Source organism: Luminiphilus syltensis NOR5-1B (assembly GCF_000158175.1).
Classification (GTDB): domain Bacteria; phylum Pseudomonadota; class Gammaproteobacteria; order Pseudomonadales; family Halieaceae; genus Luminiphilus; species Luminiphilus syltensis.
The window spans coordinates 2,082,828-2,097,285 of record NZ_DS999411.1 but is presented as its reverse complement, the minus strand read 5'-3'; the positions used below and the strand labels follow the sequence as shown (position 1 = coordinate 2,097,285).

At 57.1% G+C, this 14,458-nt stretch carries 13 protein-coding genes and 2 tRNA genes; 4 read left to right on the top strand and 11 right to left on the bottom strand.

What is annotated here, in order from left to right:
- Nucleotides 1-3: 3 nt before the first annotated feature.
- The gene (locus NOR51B_RS09465) at nt 4-870 is read left to right on the top strand and encodes a ribose-phosphate diphosphokinase (RefSeq protein WP_230198440.1); all 867 of its coding nucleotides are present in this window, start codon (nt 4-6) and stop codon (nt 868-870) included.
- Between the two features lie 162 nt (nt 871-1,032).
- On the opposite strand, the gene NOR51B_RS09460 is transcribed toward NOR51B_RS09465, so the two are convergent.
- From NOR51B_RS09460 to uvrB, 11 genes are all read right to left on the bottom strand, one after another.
- Nucleotides 1,033-1,109: transfer RNA gene (locus tag NOR51B_RS09460), tRNA-Pro, on the bottom strand.
- Between the two features lie 43 nt (nt 1,110-1,152).
- Nucleotides 1,153-1,515: a MerR family transcriptional regulator gene (locus tag NOR51B_RS09455; protein WP_040482509.1), complete on the bottom strand. Its 363-nt coding sequence runs from the start codon at nt 1,513-1,515 to the stop codon at nt 1,153-1,155.
- Complete coding sequence (gene ihfA / locus NOR51B_RS09450) at nt 1,508-1,822, bottom strand: integration host factor subunit alpha (protein ID WP_009019871.1); 315 nt, start codon at nt 1,820-1,822, stop codon at nt 1,508-1,510. Before ihfA ends, NOR51B_RS09455 begins: the two co-directional genes overlap by 8 nt.
- 8 nt (nt 1,823-1,830) lie before the next feature.
- Nucleotides 1,831-4,203, bottom strand: a complete 2,373-nt coding sequence (gene pheT, locus NOR51B_RS09445) for a phenylalanine--tRNA ligase subunit beta (RefSeq protein ID WP_009020115.1) — start codon at nt 4,201-4,203, stop codon at nt 1,831-1,833.
- A gap of 11 nt (nt 4,204-4,214) precedes the next feature.
- Nucleotides 4,215-5,234, bottom strand: coding sequence for a phenylalanine--tRNA ligase subunit alpha (gene pheS, locus NOR51B_RS09440; protein ID WP_009019462.1), 1,020 nt, complete (start codon nt 5,232-5,234; stop codon nt 4,215-4,217).
- A 90-nt stretch (nt 5,235-5,324) separates the two neighbouring features.
- Nucleotides 5,325-5,684: a 50S ribosomal protein L20 gene (gene rplT / locus NOR51B_RS09435; RefSeq protein ID WP_040481989.1), complete on the bottom strand. Its 360-nt coding sequence runs from the start codon at nt 5,682-5,684 to the stop codon at nt 5,325-5,327.
- A gap of 29 nt (nt 5,685-5,713) precedes the next feature.
- A complete protein-coding gene (gene rpmI, locus NOR51B_RS09430) occupies nt 5,714-5,908 on the bottom strand; it encodes a 50S ribosomal protein L35 (RefSeq protein WP_040481988.1) in 195 nt (64 codons plus the stop codon).
- A 67-nt stretch (nt 5,909-5,975) separates the two neighbouring features.
- A complete protein-coding gene (gene infC, locus NOR51B_RS09425) occupies nt 5,976-6,503 on the bottom strand; it encodes a translation initiation factor IF-3 (RefSeq protein WP_081443936.1) in 528 nt (175 codons plus the stop codon).
- Complete coding sequence (gene thrS, locus NOR51B_RS09420) at nt 6,499-8,430, bottom strand: threonine--tRNA ligase (protein WP_009019589.1); 1,932 nt, start codon at nt 8,428-8,430, stop codon at nt 6,499-6,501. Before thrS ends, infC begins: the two co-directional genes overlap by 5 nt.
- Before the next feature lie 172 nt (nt 8,431-8,602).
- Nucleotides 8,603-9,328, bottom strand: a complete 726-nt coding sequence (locus NOR51B_RS09415) for an OmpA family protein (protein ID WP_081443935.1) — start codon at nt 9,326-9,328, stop codon at nt 8,603-8,605.
- Between the two features lie 322 nt (nt 9,329-9,650).
- Nucleotides 9,651-11,672: an excinuclease ABC subunit UvrB gene (gene uvrB, locus NOR51B_RS09410; protein WP_009019459.1), complete on the bottom strand. Its 2,022-nt coding sequence runs from the start codon at nt 11,670-11,672 to the stop codon at nt 9,651-9,653.
- Nucleotides 11,673-12,067: 395 nt separating this feature from the next.
- On the opposite strand from uvrB, the gene NOR51B_RS09405 reads away from it, so the two are divergent.
- The 3 genes from NOR51B_RS09405 to NOR51B_RS09395 all read left to right on the top strand — a co-directional run bounded on the left by NOR51B_RS09405 (nt 12,068) and on the right by NOR51B_RS09395 (nt 14,454).
- A tRNA-Asn gene (locus NOR51B_RS09405) sits at nt 12,068-12,143 on the top strand.
- Between the two features lie 687 nt (nt 12,144-12,830).
- A complete protein-coding gene (locus NOR51B_RS15000; RefSeq protein ID WP_009020954.1) occupies nt 12,831-13,325 on the top strand; it encodes a GbsR/MarR family transcriptional regulator in 495 nt (164 codons plus the stop codon).
- Nucleotides 13,312-14,454, top strand: a complete 1,143-nt coding sequence (locus tag NOR51B_RS09395; protein WP_050759453.1) for an efflux RND transporter periplasmic adaptor subunit — start codon at nt 13,312-13,314, stop codon at nt 14,452-14,454. The genes NOR51B_RS15000 and NOR51B_RS09395 overlap by 14 nt, the downstream gene beginning before the upstream one ends.
- The last annotated feature ends 4 nt before the right edge of the window (nt 14,455-14,458 follow it).

Sequence of the window (14,458 nt, the reverse complement as noted above, 5' to 3'; positions counted from 1 at the left end):
CTATTGCTCGGGTTTCCTGAATACAGCGCGCAAGCTAAAGGTCTGGCCAGAGCGGCAGGTCTGAATTTTGCTGAAATCGAGGTCCACCACTTCCCCGATGGCGAGAGCCGGATCCGGCTCCCGGAGCATCTTCCCGAAACGGTGTTCATATGTCGCAGTTTGAATCAGCCGAACGAAAAACTAATAGAACTCATTCTTGCGGTTTCATCGGCCAGAGAACTTGGCGCAAGGAAAATTACACTTGTGGCGCCTTACCTGGCCTACATGCGCCAGGATAAAGCCTTCCACCCTGGTGAGGCCGTCAGCCAGAAAATAGTGGGAAACCTGCTAGCAACCTTTTTCGATGCACTGATTACCGTCGACCCCCACCTACACCGGGTACATCGCATTGAAGACGCGGTTCCCATCCCGCTAGCGTTAACGCTAAGCGCTACAACTGCCATGTCCAGTTATCTGGAGGGAAAGTTAGAAAAGCCTATTCTCATTGGGCCCGATGAGGAATCTGAGCAATGGGTCGCGGCCATCGCCCAACAAAACGACCTGGAGTTTTATGTAGCCCGAAAGTTACGTTTTGGTGACAGAGATGTCAGCGTGTCCTTACCCAACGCAGATTACCGGGAAAGGCATGTAGTCTTCGTAGATGACGTAATCAGCACGGGTCGAACTATCGAAAGCGCAATCAAAGAAATCCAACCTTACCAGCCGGCCAGCATTACAGTCATGGTGACGCATGCGCTGTTTGCCGGCGACGCACTGAAAAGACTGAAGATCGCGGGCGCAAATGAAATCTGGAGTACTGACAGTATTCCTCATCCGACCAATCGGATAGAACTGGCTGGATGTCTCGCACAAAAACTAATGGCGTTGTAGTCTTCCCCTGCCCTACCCAGTCTATTGGTCGTCCTACATATAAGGTCAGGTACAAAAAATAGAGTGTGACGAGCCAATGAGCAGGCAGGGATCTGCAATAAATCCCGTTTGGGGTAAATAAAAAGCCCTGCTGAAGCAAGGCTTTTAAAAATTCAGGAAATTTGGTCGGGACGGCAGGATTTGAACCTGCGACCACCACACCCCCAGTGTGGTGCGCTACCAGGCTGCGCTACGCCCCGAGACGGCGGCGATTATACGCACAAAAATTCGCCAAAGGTAGTCTCAATCCCCGGAAACCAGCAACGCCCTGGCCTGCGTCAGATTGTCGATACAGTCGCGAACCACGGATTGGACCTCGGTCGGCGTGGGGCCCTCACCTTCGGTGGACATCCGCTGGCGGGCACCGCCAATGGTATAGCCCTGCTCATAGAGCAGACCGCGGATGGTCCGAATCATTTCCACGTCTTCCCGCTGATAATAGCGACGGTTACCGCGGCGTTTTACCGGCTTGAGCTGCGGGAATTCCTGCTCCCAGTAACGCAGGACATGGGGCTTTACCGCACACAGATCGCTGACCTCACCAATGGTGAAATAGCGCTTTCCGGGTATGGGGGGAAGTTCACTGTTGTGGGTAGGTTCAAGCACGGCGGTTTGCCTCATCAGCCGCGAACTGCTCTACCCGCGCCTTTAATTTTTGACCGGGTCGAAACGTCACCACGCGACGGGCGGAGATGGGAATTTCTTCACCGGTTTTAGGGTTTCTTCCAGGCCGCTGGCTTTTGTCGCGCAGATCAAAATTACCAAAGCCCGACAGCTTCATTTGCTCGTTGTTCTCGAGGCAGATTCGGATTTCCTCGAAAAACTGCTCGACCAGTTCCTTGGCCTCTCGCTTGTTGAGACCCAACTCTTCGAACAACTTTTCAGCCATCTCTGATTTGGTCAAGGCAGCCATGCAAACAGTCAGCTCCTGAGTTTTACGTTCAGCTTTTCTCCCAATGAATCAATAACTTGAGTCATTGCCTCGGAGATTTCGGAATCACTAAGGGTGCGCTCTGGATGTCGGAAAGTCAAACCGATGGCCAGACTTTTTTGATCCTCGCCGACCCCCGCACCCGAGTAAACATCGAACACCACCACATCATCAAGGTAGGCGCCCGCTGATTCGGCGGCCACGCGCATCAGCGCACTGGCGGGCACGGTGTGCTCCATCAACAGGGCAAGATCGCGCCGCACAGAAGGATAACGAGAGACTTCCTGAGCCTCGGGCAAGCTTGTCGCCATCAACAGGCGCTGGTCCAGTTCGGCCACAAATGTCGCCGCGGGCAAGTCGAGAAGATCGGCAATCGATGGATGCACGGCACCCAGTACACCCGCCGCCTGACCGTCCACATGTACCTCTGCGGTCTGACCGGGATGGAGCCCCGGACGCTCGATCTGGACAAATGACAACGGCGAATGCTCCCGGTGACCAAACAGCATTTCGATGGCCGCTTTCATATCATAGAAGTCGACGGGCTCAGTCGTCGATGTCCAGGACTCGCTATCCCGCAAACCGGTCATCGCCAACGCTACCATCGGTTGCTGATCCAGCGATTCGCCCGGAAGAAAACGGAGTCCCGCCTCAAAAAAGCGCTGTCGACTTGCCTGACGATTGCGATTGTGGGACAGCACCTTAAGCAGGCCGGGAATCAGGCTGGTTCGCATCACCGTCATTTCTGATGATATGGGGTTGCGAAGGCCGACCGGCGTCACCTCGGGGTCAAAGGCGGACTGTAAATCGGAGGGCACAAAGCTGTAGGTGATCGCCTCGGTAAAACCGCGCGCCGCCAGTTCGTGTTTGAGTCGGGTCAGCGGCTTGCGCGCTTCGGGCTGTGGGGCAAAGTTCAACGCGGCATGAATTCGACTCACAGGCAATCGGTTATAGCCGTACACCCGTGCCAGTTCTTCAATCAGATCGACTTCCTGCTCGATATCGAAACGCCAGCTTGGCGCCGCACAGTGCCAACCCTCGGTATCGCTGGTCACGCTGAAACCCAGACCGGTCAGGATAGACTCGACCTCAGCGGCATCCATTTCAAAACCCAGGACACGGGCGATTCTCGCCGGTCGCAGGAGTACCGGCGTTGCCGTTGGCAGGTATTCAGCGGCGGTCTTTTCACTGACGGGCCCCGCCTCACCACCGACTATTTCGAGCAACAGTTCCGTGGCACGCTCGATAGCCACACGCTGTAATTCGGGATCGACACCGCGTTCGTAGCGGTGTGAGGCATCGGTATGCAAGCCGTAGCTGCGCGCTCGGCCGGCAATCGGCTCCGGCGCAAAAAACGCACTCTCCAAAAATAGATCCGTGGTTGACTCGCTGACCCCGCTGTTTTCGCCACCCATAATGCCTGCCATGGCCAGGGGTCGCTCCTCGTCGGCAATCAGCAGCGTGCCCGGCGAGAGCGCCACATCGGAACCATCGAGCAGAGTTATCCGTTCTTCGCTGCGCGCCTCACGAACGACAATTCCACCACTGAGCGACTGCAGGTCAAACGCATGCAGCGGCTGACCCAACTCGAGCATGACGTAGTTGGTGACATCAACTACCGGATCGATACTCCTCAGGCCGCACCGGCGCAGCCGTTCGACCATATAACGTGGCGAGGGTCTGCTGAGATCAATGCTACGTATTACGCGACCCAGATAACGCGGGCACTGTTCAGGCGCCTCGATACGGATAGGAAAGTCATCGTCAATCGTCGCCGCGATCGATCCGCCCAGGGGATTTTTGACGGCGAGCCCATTGAGCACCGCCACCTCGCGCGCGACTCCCGCCAGGCCAAGGCAATCCGCGCGATTGGGGGTGAGGCCGATCTCGATAGCGTTGTCATCGAGGCTCAGGTAATCCCGTAAATCAGCACCGACCGGCGCATCGGAAGCGAGTTCCATAAGCCCCGCATTCTCCTCGGACAGCTCCAGTTCCGCCTCAGCGCAGAGCATGCCCCGGGACTCGACACCTCTGAGTTTGGCTTTTTTGATTTTGAAATCACCGGGCAACACCGCGCCAACCTGTGCCAGCGGGGCCTTTAAACCCACGCGGGCATTGGGTGCACCGCACACGATTTGCACGCGGCCATCGCCAGTATCCACCTCGCAGAGGCGCAGCTTATCGGCATTGGGATGTTGCTCCGCCGCGACAATCTCGGCAACGATGACACCGGAAAACGACCCCGCCACCGGAGCCACTGAATCGACCTCGAGGCCAGCCATGGTCAGTTGGTGCGACAGCGTCTCGGTGTCTATCGATGGATCGACCCAATCCTGTCGCAACCACTGTTCAGAAATAATCATCGTTCCGCTCCTTAAGCGAACTGACGCAGGAAGCGCAGGTCATTCTCAAAATTCAAACGCAAATCGCCAATGCCATAGCGCAGCATGGCGAGACGCTCCACCCCCATACCGAAGGCAAAACCGGTGAAACGTTCGGTATCAATGCCGGAGAACTGGAACACTTTAGGATTGACCATGCCGCACCCCATCACTTCCAACCAGCCGGTGCCGCTACAGATTCGACAACCCTGCCCACTGCACTTAACGCACTGAATATCGACCTCGGCCGAAGGCTCCGTGAACGGGAAGTAACTGGGACGAAAGCGGACTTCCAGATCGTCGCGCTCAAAGAACACATGCAGGAAGTCTTCAATCAGACCCTTCAAATCGCCGAAACTGGATTCCTCATCGATTAACAAGCCCTCGACCTGGTGAAACATCGGGGAATGGGTCAGATCCGAATCGCAGCGATAAACGCGCCCCGGACAAATGATGCGCAAGGGCGGTTCGCGCTGCTCCATCACCCGCACCTGAACCGGGGAAGTGTGCGTGCGCAGCACATGGGTGTCGTCCACGTAGAAGGTGTCGTGCATCGCCCGTGCGGGGTGGTGCGCAGGAATATTGAGCGCCTCAAAGTTATGGTAGTCATCTTCGATTTCGGGGCCTTCCACCACATCGAAACCAATGCCCCCAAAAAATCCTTCCATACGCTCGATGGTCCGGCTGATGGGGTGCAACCCCCCCGTCTCGCTACGGCGGCCCGGCAGCGTGACATCGATACGCTCGGCATCCAATCGTGCCTTCAGGGCGCCGGCGGCCAGCGCTTGCTTGCGTTCCTCGATTTGGCTCTGCAGCTGCTGTTTGACCGTATTGATCTCAGCGCCCGCCTTCGGACGCTCTTCAGCGGACAGTTTGCCAAGTCCCTTCAGTAACGCCGTCAGCGCGCCCTTTTTACCGAGATACTCGACCCGCAACTGCTCGAGGGTAGCGACGTTCTCTGCCTCATTGATCGCAGCAACTGCTGCGCGATTAAGTGTTTCGAGAGATTCCATGGCTGACTTCCGTATGACTGCCAACAAAAAAGGGAAGGGGCACTGCCCCTTCCCTTTGCTTTACTCACGGACCCGTCTAGCGGGTGCCGGTTAGGCGGCGAGGGCGGCGCGGGCGCGTTCTACTACGGCCGCAAAAGCCGGCTTATCGTGAACGGCAAGATCCGCCAGTACGCGACGGTCGAGCGCGATTTCCGCTTTCTTCAGCCCGTTGATCAAGCGGCTGTAGGTCAAACCGTTAGCGCGCGATTGAGCATTGATCCGGGTGATCCAAAGCGCACGAAACTGGCGCTTGCGCTGGCGACGATCGCGGTAGGCGTATTGCCCAGCCTTGGTAACCGCCTGCTTGGCCACACGAAAAATACGCGACCGCGCACCGTAATAACCTTTGGCTTGCTTAAGTATCTTCTTGTGACGCCTGTGAGCAGTCACTCCACGTTTTACACGAGACATTGCTTTCTCCTAATCCTAAGTGACAACGATTACTTGGTGCGCAGCATGCGATCGATCAGCACTTTGTCTGATTGATCAACCATGGACGTACCGCGCAGCTGACGCTTACGCTTTGTCGTCATTTTGGTCAGGATGTGGCTCTTGTAAGCGCTCTTGCGCTTGTAACCACCGGCTGTTTTTTTGAACCGCTTGGCGGCTCCGCTGTGAATTTTTGCTTTTGGCATGATGTTACTCCGCATTCGGGCCCTTAATGGGCGTTGCATTAGCGAGAGCTAGGGCATTCACGGGCCACTAACCTCGTTTCTTGGGTGCGATCACCATGGTCAGTTGTCGACCTTCCATCTTCGGAAACTGCTCGACACTTCCCAGTTCACTGAGATCGTTCTCTACTCGTTTGAGTAGTTCCATACCGATCTCCTGGTGGGCCATTTCACGTCCGCGGTAGCGGAGCGTAACCTTGGCCTTATCGCCGTTCTCGAGGAAACGTACCAGGTTGCGTAGTTTTACCTGGTAGTCACCTTCATCCGTCCCTGGACGAAATTTCATTTCTTTGACCTGGATGCGCTTGGCTTTCTTGCGCTGCGCCGCCTTCTGCTTTTTAGCTTCAAAGACGTGCTTTCCGTAATCCATGATCTTGCACACGGGCGGTGTGCTGTCGGCCATCATGACCAGGTCCATACCCGCGGCTTCGGCCTGAGCCTGCGCTTCTGCATTGGACACAATACCGACTTGCTCGCCCTCTGCGCCGACCAGGCGCACAGGGTCTGCTGTTATCTGGTCGTTAGTTAGAGCCTTTTTGCTCTTGCTGTCTTTCTTAATGCTTATCTTCTCCCATCAATCGTCCGCGACGCCCAACGTCATCCGTGAGCGTAGTCACCAGCGAGTCAAGATCCATGGAACCGAGGTCCCTGCCGTGGCGGGCGCGAACTGAAACCGTTGCAGACTCTACCTCCTGATCACCGACGACGATGATGTAGGGAGTCTTCTTCATTTCAAGCTCGCGGATTTTAAAGCCGATCTTCTCGTTTCTCAAGTCGCAGACAGCCCGGAAGCCGTTGTTTTTCAAGGTTTCTTGCACAGAAAGCGCATAATCGGCGTGCTTATCCGTAATATTCACGATTACCGCCTGCTGTGGCGACAGCCAGGTGGGAAACTCACCCTCGAAGTGTTCGATCAAAATCCCGATAAAACGCTCGAATGATCCGAGCACCGCACGGTGCAACATGACCGGCACCTTGCGGCTACCATCCTCGGCCACATACTGAGCGTCGAGGCGTCCCGGCATGGAGAAATCGACCTGTATGGTGCCCAACTGCCAGACCCGCCCGATGCAATCTTTCAGGGAAAACTCGATTTTGGGGCCATAAAACGCGCCCTCTCCCGGCAACTCCTCCCAGGGCAGCGATTTGGCATCCAATGCCTTGGCGAGGGCGGCTTCGGCACGATCCCAGTCGGCATCGCTTCCGACCCGTTGTTCGGGTCGCGTCGACAGGCGATAAATCACCTCGCTGAAACCAAAATCTGCATAAACGTCGTGCAACATGTCGATAAAATCGCCGACTTCGCCCTGAATCTGATCCTCGGTACAGAAAATATGGGCGTCGTCCTGTACAAAGCCACGCACCCGCATAATGCCGTGCAGGGAGCCCGAGGGCTCATTTCGATGACAACTGCCAAACTCAGCCAAACGCAGAGGTAAATCCCGGTAGGATTTCAAACCCTGATTGAACACCTGAATATGGCAGGGGCAGTTCATTGGCTTGACCGCGAAATCCCGCTCATCGCTTTTTAGCATGAACATGCCATCAGCAAATTTATCCGCGTGGCCGGATCGTTGCCACAAGCTGTAATCGACGAGCTGGGGCGTCTTGATTTCCTCATACCCATAGGCCAACTGTTGCTCGCGCATATACCGCTCGATGGTCTGATAGATCACCCACCCCGCAGGGTGCCAGAACACCATGCCTGGCGCTTCCTCCTGCAGATGAAACAGGCCGAGTTTCTTGGCGATCTTGCGATGGTCGCGCTTCTCCGCCTCGGCAATTCGATTCAGGTAAGCCTTCAGCGCCTTCTTGTTCGCCCACGCCGTACCGTATACACGCTGTAACTGCTCATTGCTGGCGTCGCCTCGCCAGTAGGCGCCCGCCACCTTGGTCAGCTTGAAGGCTTTGATCTTGCCGGTGGACGGCACATGGGGGCCACGGCATAGATCGACCCATTCCCCCTGGCGATAGAGCGAAATTTCTTCGCCCTCAGGCAAATCCTCAACGATCTGCACCTTGAAATGCTCCCCCATCTCGGCAAACAGTTTGGCGGCCTCTTCCCGGCTGCAAACCACCCGCTCAACGGGCAAGTCCTGCGCCACAATCTCCGCCATACGCGCCTCGATTTTCTCGAGGTCTTCAGGGGTAAATCGATGCTCGGTTGCAAAATCGTAGTAAAAGCCGTCCTCTACCGTGGGGCCAATGGTGACCTGCGTATCGGGAAACAGCTGCTGCGTCGCCTGGGCGAGCAGGTGCGCAGTGGAGTGCCGCAGAATTTCGACCCCTGCCTCGTCGCGCTCGGTCACAATACTGAGCGCCGCGTCGTCAGCGATAACATGGCTGGTATCCCGGGGTTCACCGTCCACCACACCCGCCAGGGCCGCCTTTGCAAGACCGGGACCGATATCAGCGGCCACCTCGTGAACAGATACGGGCCGATCGAAGCGGCGCTCGGAACCATCGGGCAAGGTTATAACAGGCATGTTCAATCCTTTTCAGTGGCGGCCGTTACGAAGGGCCGCTTGCTGTTTCGTCGTCTATTGCTAATTTTAAAATGCACTCGGGGCCTGTGAATCGCTTCACTGGCCCCGATACAAAACCATCTGTTTTTTTGTCGAACTTAAGGCTTGCGCCTAAACCCGCGATCGCCGCTACTTACTGGGCAGCATTGATCTCGACACGGCGGTTTTGCGCGCGACCCGACGCCGTGGCGTTGTCGGCTACCGGCATGGTTTCACCATAACCAACGGCTTCGAGCTGGCGCTCCGGAATGCCGGATTCAACCAAGAACGCTTTCACGGCATCCGCGCGTCGCTGGGAGAGCGACTGATTATAGGCGTCAGGACCCGAAGAATCGGCATGACCGGAGACTATCAATTTCTTGCCGCCCATCGCATCCACAAATTCAACAGCATCGGCGAGCACCGAAGCCGCGTCAGCGGGCAGCTCAGCGCTGTCAAACGCGAACCGCAGTACGTCGCCGGAGAACACAATCAGTGCGCAGCCATTGTCATCAACGGCCTGACCTGCGGGTGTTCCGGGGCACTTATCCCGATCGTCGGTCACGCCGTCACCGTCTTCATCCCCTGGCGGCTCCGGTGTCTCTTGAACCATCATGGGTGCCGTTGGGACTGCAGGCTCTTCCGGGAGCTCGGGTCCACGATCGGGATAACAGGCGAGATAGCCAAGACCACCGCCGACGAGCGCACCACCGATAACACTGGCTCCACCTGATGCCACTCCTGCCCCGGTACCCAGTGCGCCAAATAGCAGCGCACAACGATCTTCATCACTGATGGGATTCGCTCCGCAGCCCACAAGTACCAGCGTTGCCGCCAAAGCCGCTCCTGTCCTGATTGGACGTTTGCTTAGTTTCGCCATGAGTGGTTCCCCTGAAAAGATTATTGGCACCTTAATTGGACACTAGTCTAAACCACCCGCATGATTTGTTCATCCAACATCGTCATTGTGGCGGACATTTATCCCGGATTGCTCGGAAATCGTGACGGTGTTCACGCAACGGTCATCAATGACCCGGCGCAAGGCCCGGCTCAAAGGCGCTGCGTACAGTTAACCGGGAGTTCAGATGGGCGCACATTCGTCCCGAAACCAGCGAATCCCGGCTCGCGTTTACGACCCTCGCATGCCGAAATCTGATGGGCCGTCACACAATGGTGGAGCGTCAAGTCAGGGGGCGCACCTATTAACCCACGAATGCCTGCTGCTTGATCTCAGTCAACTGGTCGCGGAGCTGGGCCGCCTGCTCAAACTCAAGGTTTTTGGCGTGTTCGAGCATCTGCGCCTCCATGGACTCCAGCTTTCGGGCCAGGGCTTTGGGGGATAGATTGACCACTTCAGCGGTATACGCGGCACGCTCTTCCGCCACCTTCCGGTCGCGTGCGCTGCGCGGTTTGGTCGGCATTCGTCTCGCGCCCTCGAGAATATCCTGAACGCTCTTTTCGATACCCTTGGGCGTGATGCCATGCTCAGTATTGAACTCCACCTGTTTGACGCGCCGCCGCTCGGTCTCGGCGATGGCGCGCTCCATTGAGCCGGTCATACGATCACCGTAAAGAATAGCTCTGCCATCGATGTGCCGTGCGGCGCGCCCTATCGTCTGGATCAGCGATCGGTCGGAGCGCAAAAAGCCCTCTTTATCGGCATCGAGGATGGCGACCAGCGACACCTCGGGCATATCGAGTCCTTCCCGAAGCAGGTTAATACCGACCAGAACGTCAAATTTTCCCAGTCGTAAATCCTGGATAATTTCGACGCGTTCAACGGTGTCGATGTCTGAGTGAAGGTAGCGCACCCGGATATCGTGCTCGCTCAAATACTCGGTGAGGTCCTCGGCCATGCGCTTGGTCAACGTGGTCACCAATACGCGGCTGCCCGCCGCCACCGTAGTATGTATCTCACCCAGCAGGTCATCGACCTGGGTGCGGGCGGGACGGACCTCCACCTCCGGGTCGACAAGCCCGGTTGGCCGCACCACCTGCTCTACCGTTTGACCCGAACGCTCGGTTTCATAGGCCCCGGGAGTCGCTGACACATAAATGGCCTGAGGGCGCAGCGCCTCCCACTCCTCAAACCGAAGCGGACGATTATCCAGTGCCGAAGGTAGGCGGAATCCGTACTCCACCAGTGTTTCCTTGCGCGAACGGTCGCCCTTGTACATGCCGCCGATTTGCGGCACGGTCACGTGAGATTCATCGACCATTATCAAGGCATTGTCGGGCAAATACTCAAACAACGTCGGCGGCGGCTCGCCCGGAGCACGCCCTGACAGATAGCGCGAGTAGTTCTCGATACCCTGGCAATAACCCAACTCACGGATCATCTCGATATCGTAACGCGTGCGTTGCTGGATCCGCTGAGCTTCAAGCAGCTTGTCCGCTTCCTTGAGCTGTTTGACCCGCCCCTCCAACTCTTCCTCAATCAGGTCGATAGCGCCCAGCATCGTGTCTCTGGATGCGACGTAATGGGTTTTGGGGAATATGGTAATCCTCGGAAGCTTCTCCACGATCACGCCGGTGAGAGGATCAAAGGTGGTGAGGTTCTCAATTTCCTCATCAAACAGCTCGATACGGATAGCCAGCTCATCTGAATCCGCTGGGAAGACGTCGATGACATCACCCCTGACGCGGTAAGTGCCTCGCTTGAAGTCGATATCGTTCCGGGTGTACTGGAGCTCCGCCAACTGGCGCAGAATACCGCGCTGATCAATGATTTCGCCCCGGGACAGATGCATAACCATCTTGAAATAAGATTCGGGATCGCCGAGGCCGTAGATCGAGGAGACGGTTGAAACCACCAGACAGTCTTCTCGTTCAATCAGGGCCTTGGTCGCCGAGAGCCGCATCTGTTCGATGTGGTCGTTGACCTGCGCATCTTTCTCGATGAACGTGTCCGAGGACGGGACGTAGGCTTCCGGCTGGTAATAATCGTAATAAGAGACGAAGTACTCGACGGCATTGTTGGGGAAAAACTCCTTGAACTCACCGTAGAGCTGGGCCGCCAAGGTCTTGTTGTGCGCCATAACAATCGTCGGACGCTGGAGCTGCTGTACTACGTTGGCCATAGTGAAGGTCTTTCCCGAGCCGGTTACACCCAACAAAACCTGCTCGGCCAATCCCGAGTTGATGCCATCTACCAGTTTCTGGATAGCGAACGGCTGATCCCCCGCCGGTTGGTAGTTCGATTTGACCTCAAATTGACGCGACATGATTGTCCAGAAAAAACGCTAGCAGTGAAGTATTGCGGTTTTGGGCGGCGGAACAAAATCGGCCGCCTGCACATTCCCTCCCACAGGGGAACCGACGCACGCCAAGCTATCAGGGTGGGGGAAAGTAAGCTACTAATTACACCAATGTTAGGACCGCTCCATCGGAGCACACGCTTCCACTCAAACCACTTGATGGCGACCTTGTTTGCAGACCATGGCTTTCTACGCGACCGTTATCGTCCGGGCGCAGGGCAAGAAAGTGCCGTTTCCATTCAGCTTCCCCTAAACCGCCTTGGGCATCAGCGGCTTCGATACCCATCTATCCGGACGAAAGATAGTTGACGGGCAAAGTGGGTTTTCTATATCATTCGCGACCTCGTGAAAGCGAGCATCTTTCCGCCTTAGCTCAGTTGGTAGAGCAATTGACTGTTAATCAATGGGTCGCTGGTTCGAGCCCAGCAGGCGGAGCCAAATACAAAAAGGGGGTAACCGAAAGGTTGCCCCTTTTTTATTTCCGGCGCAGCGCTGGGCGAGAAGAGCCCAGCTGGGCGAGGACGGGGTTTCGGCGAGCACCGCTCGACGCCGTCCGAGCGACCGAGCGTCTCGCGAGAGCCGGAGGAGCCAAATACAAAAAGGGGGTAACCGAAAGGTTGCCCCTTTTTTATTTCCGGCGCAGCGCTGGGCGAGAAGAGCCCAGCTGGGCGAGGACGGGGTTTCGGCGAGCACCGCTCGACGCCGTCCGAGCGACCGAGCGTCTCGCGAGAGCCGGAGGAGCCAAATACAAAAAGGGGTAACCGAAAGGTTGCCCCTTTTTTATTTCCGGCGCAGCGCTGGGCGAGAAGAGCCCAGTTGGGCGAGGACGGGGTTTCGGCGAGCACCGCTCAGACGGCGTCGAGCGACCGAGCGTCTCGCGAGGGCTGGAGAAGCCAAATACAAAAAGGGGTAACCGAAAGGTTGCCCTTTTTTTATTTCCGGCGCAGCGCTGGGCGAGAAGAGCAAAGCCTGTCGATAAGCCGCAAACCCGCAGCAGTCTGCAGCCGAGCATAGAAATGCGACCGATCGGCGACGTTTCGCGGCTGCAAATTCATTTTGTTTAGTTTAAACTGAACAAACTATTTGTACTCCTTCCTTTCCTTGCTACATCCCAGGACACCCTGCATGAACGACTCGATGCCCGACGACAGCGCGCCCGAGCAGGCCAACGAATTCATTGAGCATATGGGCCGGGTCGCCAGGGCTGATGGACTGCCTCGGATTGCCGGCCGATTATTTGGCTTCTTTATACTCTATGGAGGCCCCTGCGCACTCGGCGAACTGGCGGTAAAACTGGAGGTCAGTCGAGGCAGCGTCAGCACCAACACCCGTCTTCTGGAGCAACTGGGTCTCCTCGAGCGAGTCAGCCGGCGGGGTGATCGTAAGGATTATTTTCAACTAACCGCGGACCCCTTCCCCGCTTTGCTCCGGGGAATCGTCGCCCGGGCCAGGGATGCCAGTGCCGGAATAGCCCACGCCCACGCTGATCTACCCGACAGTTGGAAAGGCGCCAAAGCACGCCTCGCCGACCTCGACGCTTTTTACCAGCGAATACATAAAGCCACTGAAGGCATTGTAGGTAGTTATGAAAACGGAGCCGAAGACCATGCAAAAAGCTAGTGTTAGAGACTGGCTGGTCGATCCCCGACACCGACGCTGGACCCTCGCGGGCCTACTGGTCGTGTCGGTCGGCGCGTGGATGGCCTCCGGAGTACCGTCGGGCAGCGATGATACGAACACAATCCTCGAACCGGCGGAGCAAGAGGACAGCCTGTTCTCGGTCGCGGTCGTCGCACGTGGCGCCGAACAGATCGAGCGAGTGTTCTCCGCACAGGCAGATACGCAACCCAACAGAGCCGCGGAAATAAAAGCGCAAACGGCGGGGGAAATCACCGAAGTGCTGGTCACTTCAGGCCAAAAGGTCGCTCGTGGGGATCTGCTGCTGCGCCTGTCACCCGGCGATCGGGATGCAAAACTACGTGAAGCAAAGGCATTGGTGGCGCAACGCAAGGTCGAGCTTGAAGCTGCAGAGCGATTGTCGACGCGGGGTTATCAGGCTGCCGTGCAGCTCGAGCAATCGCGGGCGGCACTCGAACAGGCTCAGGCACTGCTTGTACGCATTCGGAAGGACATCGACTACACGGAGTTGCTCGCACCCTGGGAAGGCATTGTCGACCGTGTGCACGTTGACGCCGGGGACTATCTCGGTATTGGCGATCCAGCGCTCACCCTCGTTGACAATAATCCCTTAAGCGTTGTCGCCCATTTCCCCCAGGACGCCGTTAATGCGCTGGCCGTGGGCCAAACGGCGACCATTGCGCTGCGCTCCGGCGAGGTGCGCACCGGGCAGGTAGTGGAGGTGGCACCGCGCAGCAAAGCGGCGACACGCACGTTCCGGGTGGAGGTACAGATGTCCAACCCGGAGGGTATGGCCGCGGGAATCAGTGCCGACATGCGCATTGTCACCGGTACGGTGACTGCACATCGGATCTCCCCCGCCTTGCTAACGCTGAGCGCGCAAGGGGAGCTGGGTGTCAAGGCAGTCAATAGCGGCGGCGATGTCGTGTTCCATGCCATCGATATTGTTCAGACCTCCCCCGAAGCTGCCTGGGTTACCGGTTTACCTGACAACGTGCGTCTTATTGTGCGCGGCGCCGGCTTTGTCGGCGTTGGCGAGCGGGTTCGCGCCCAGACGCTAACAACAGGTGAAATCCAGTCCATTGCGGCGCAATCCGGCACTCGGGGTTAACGCG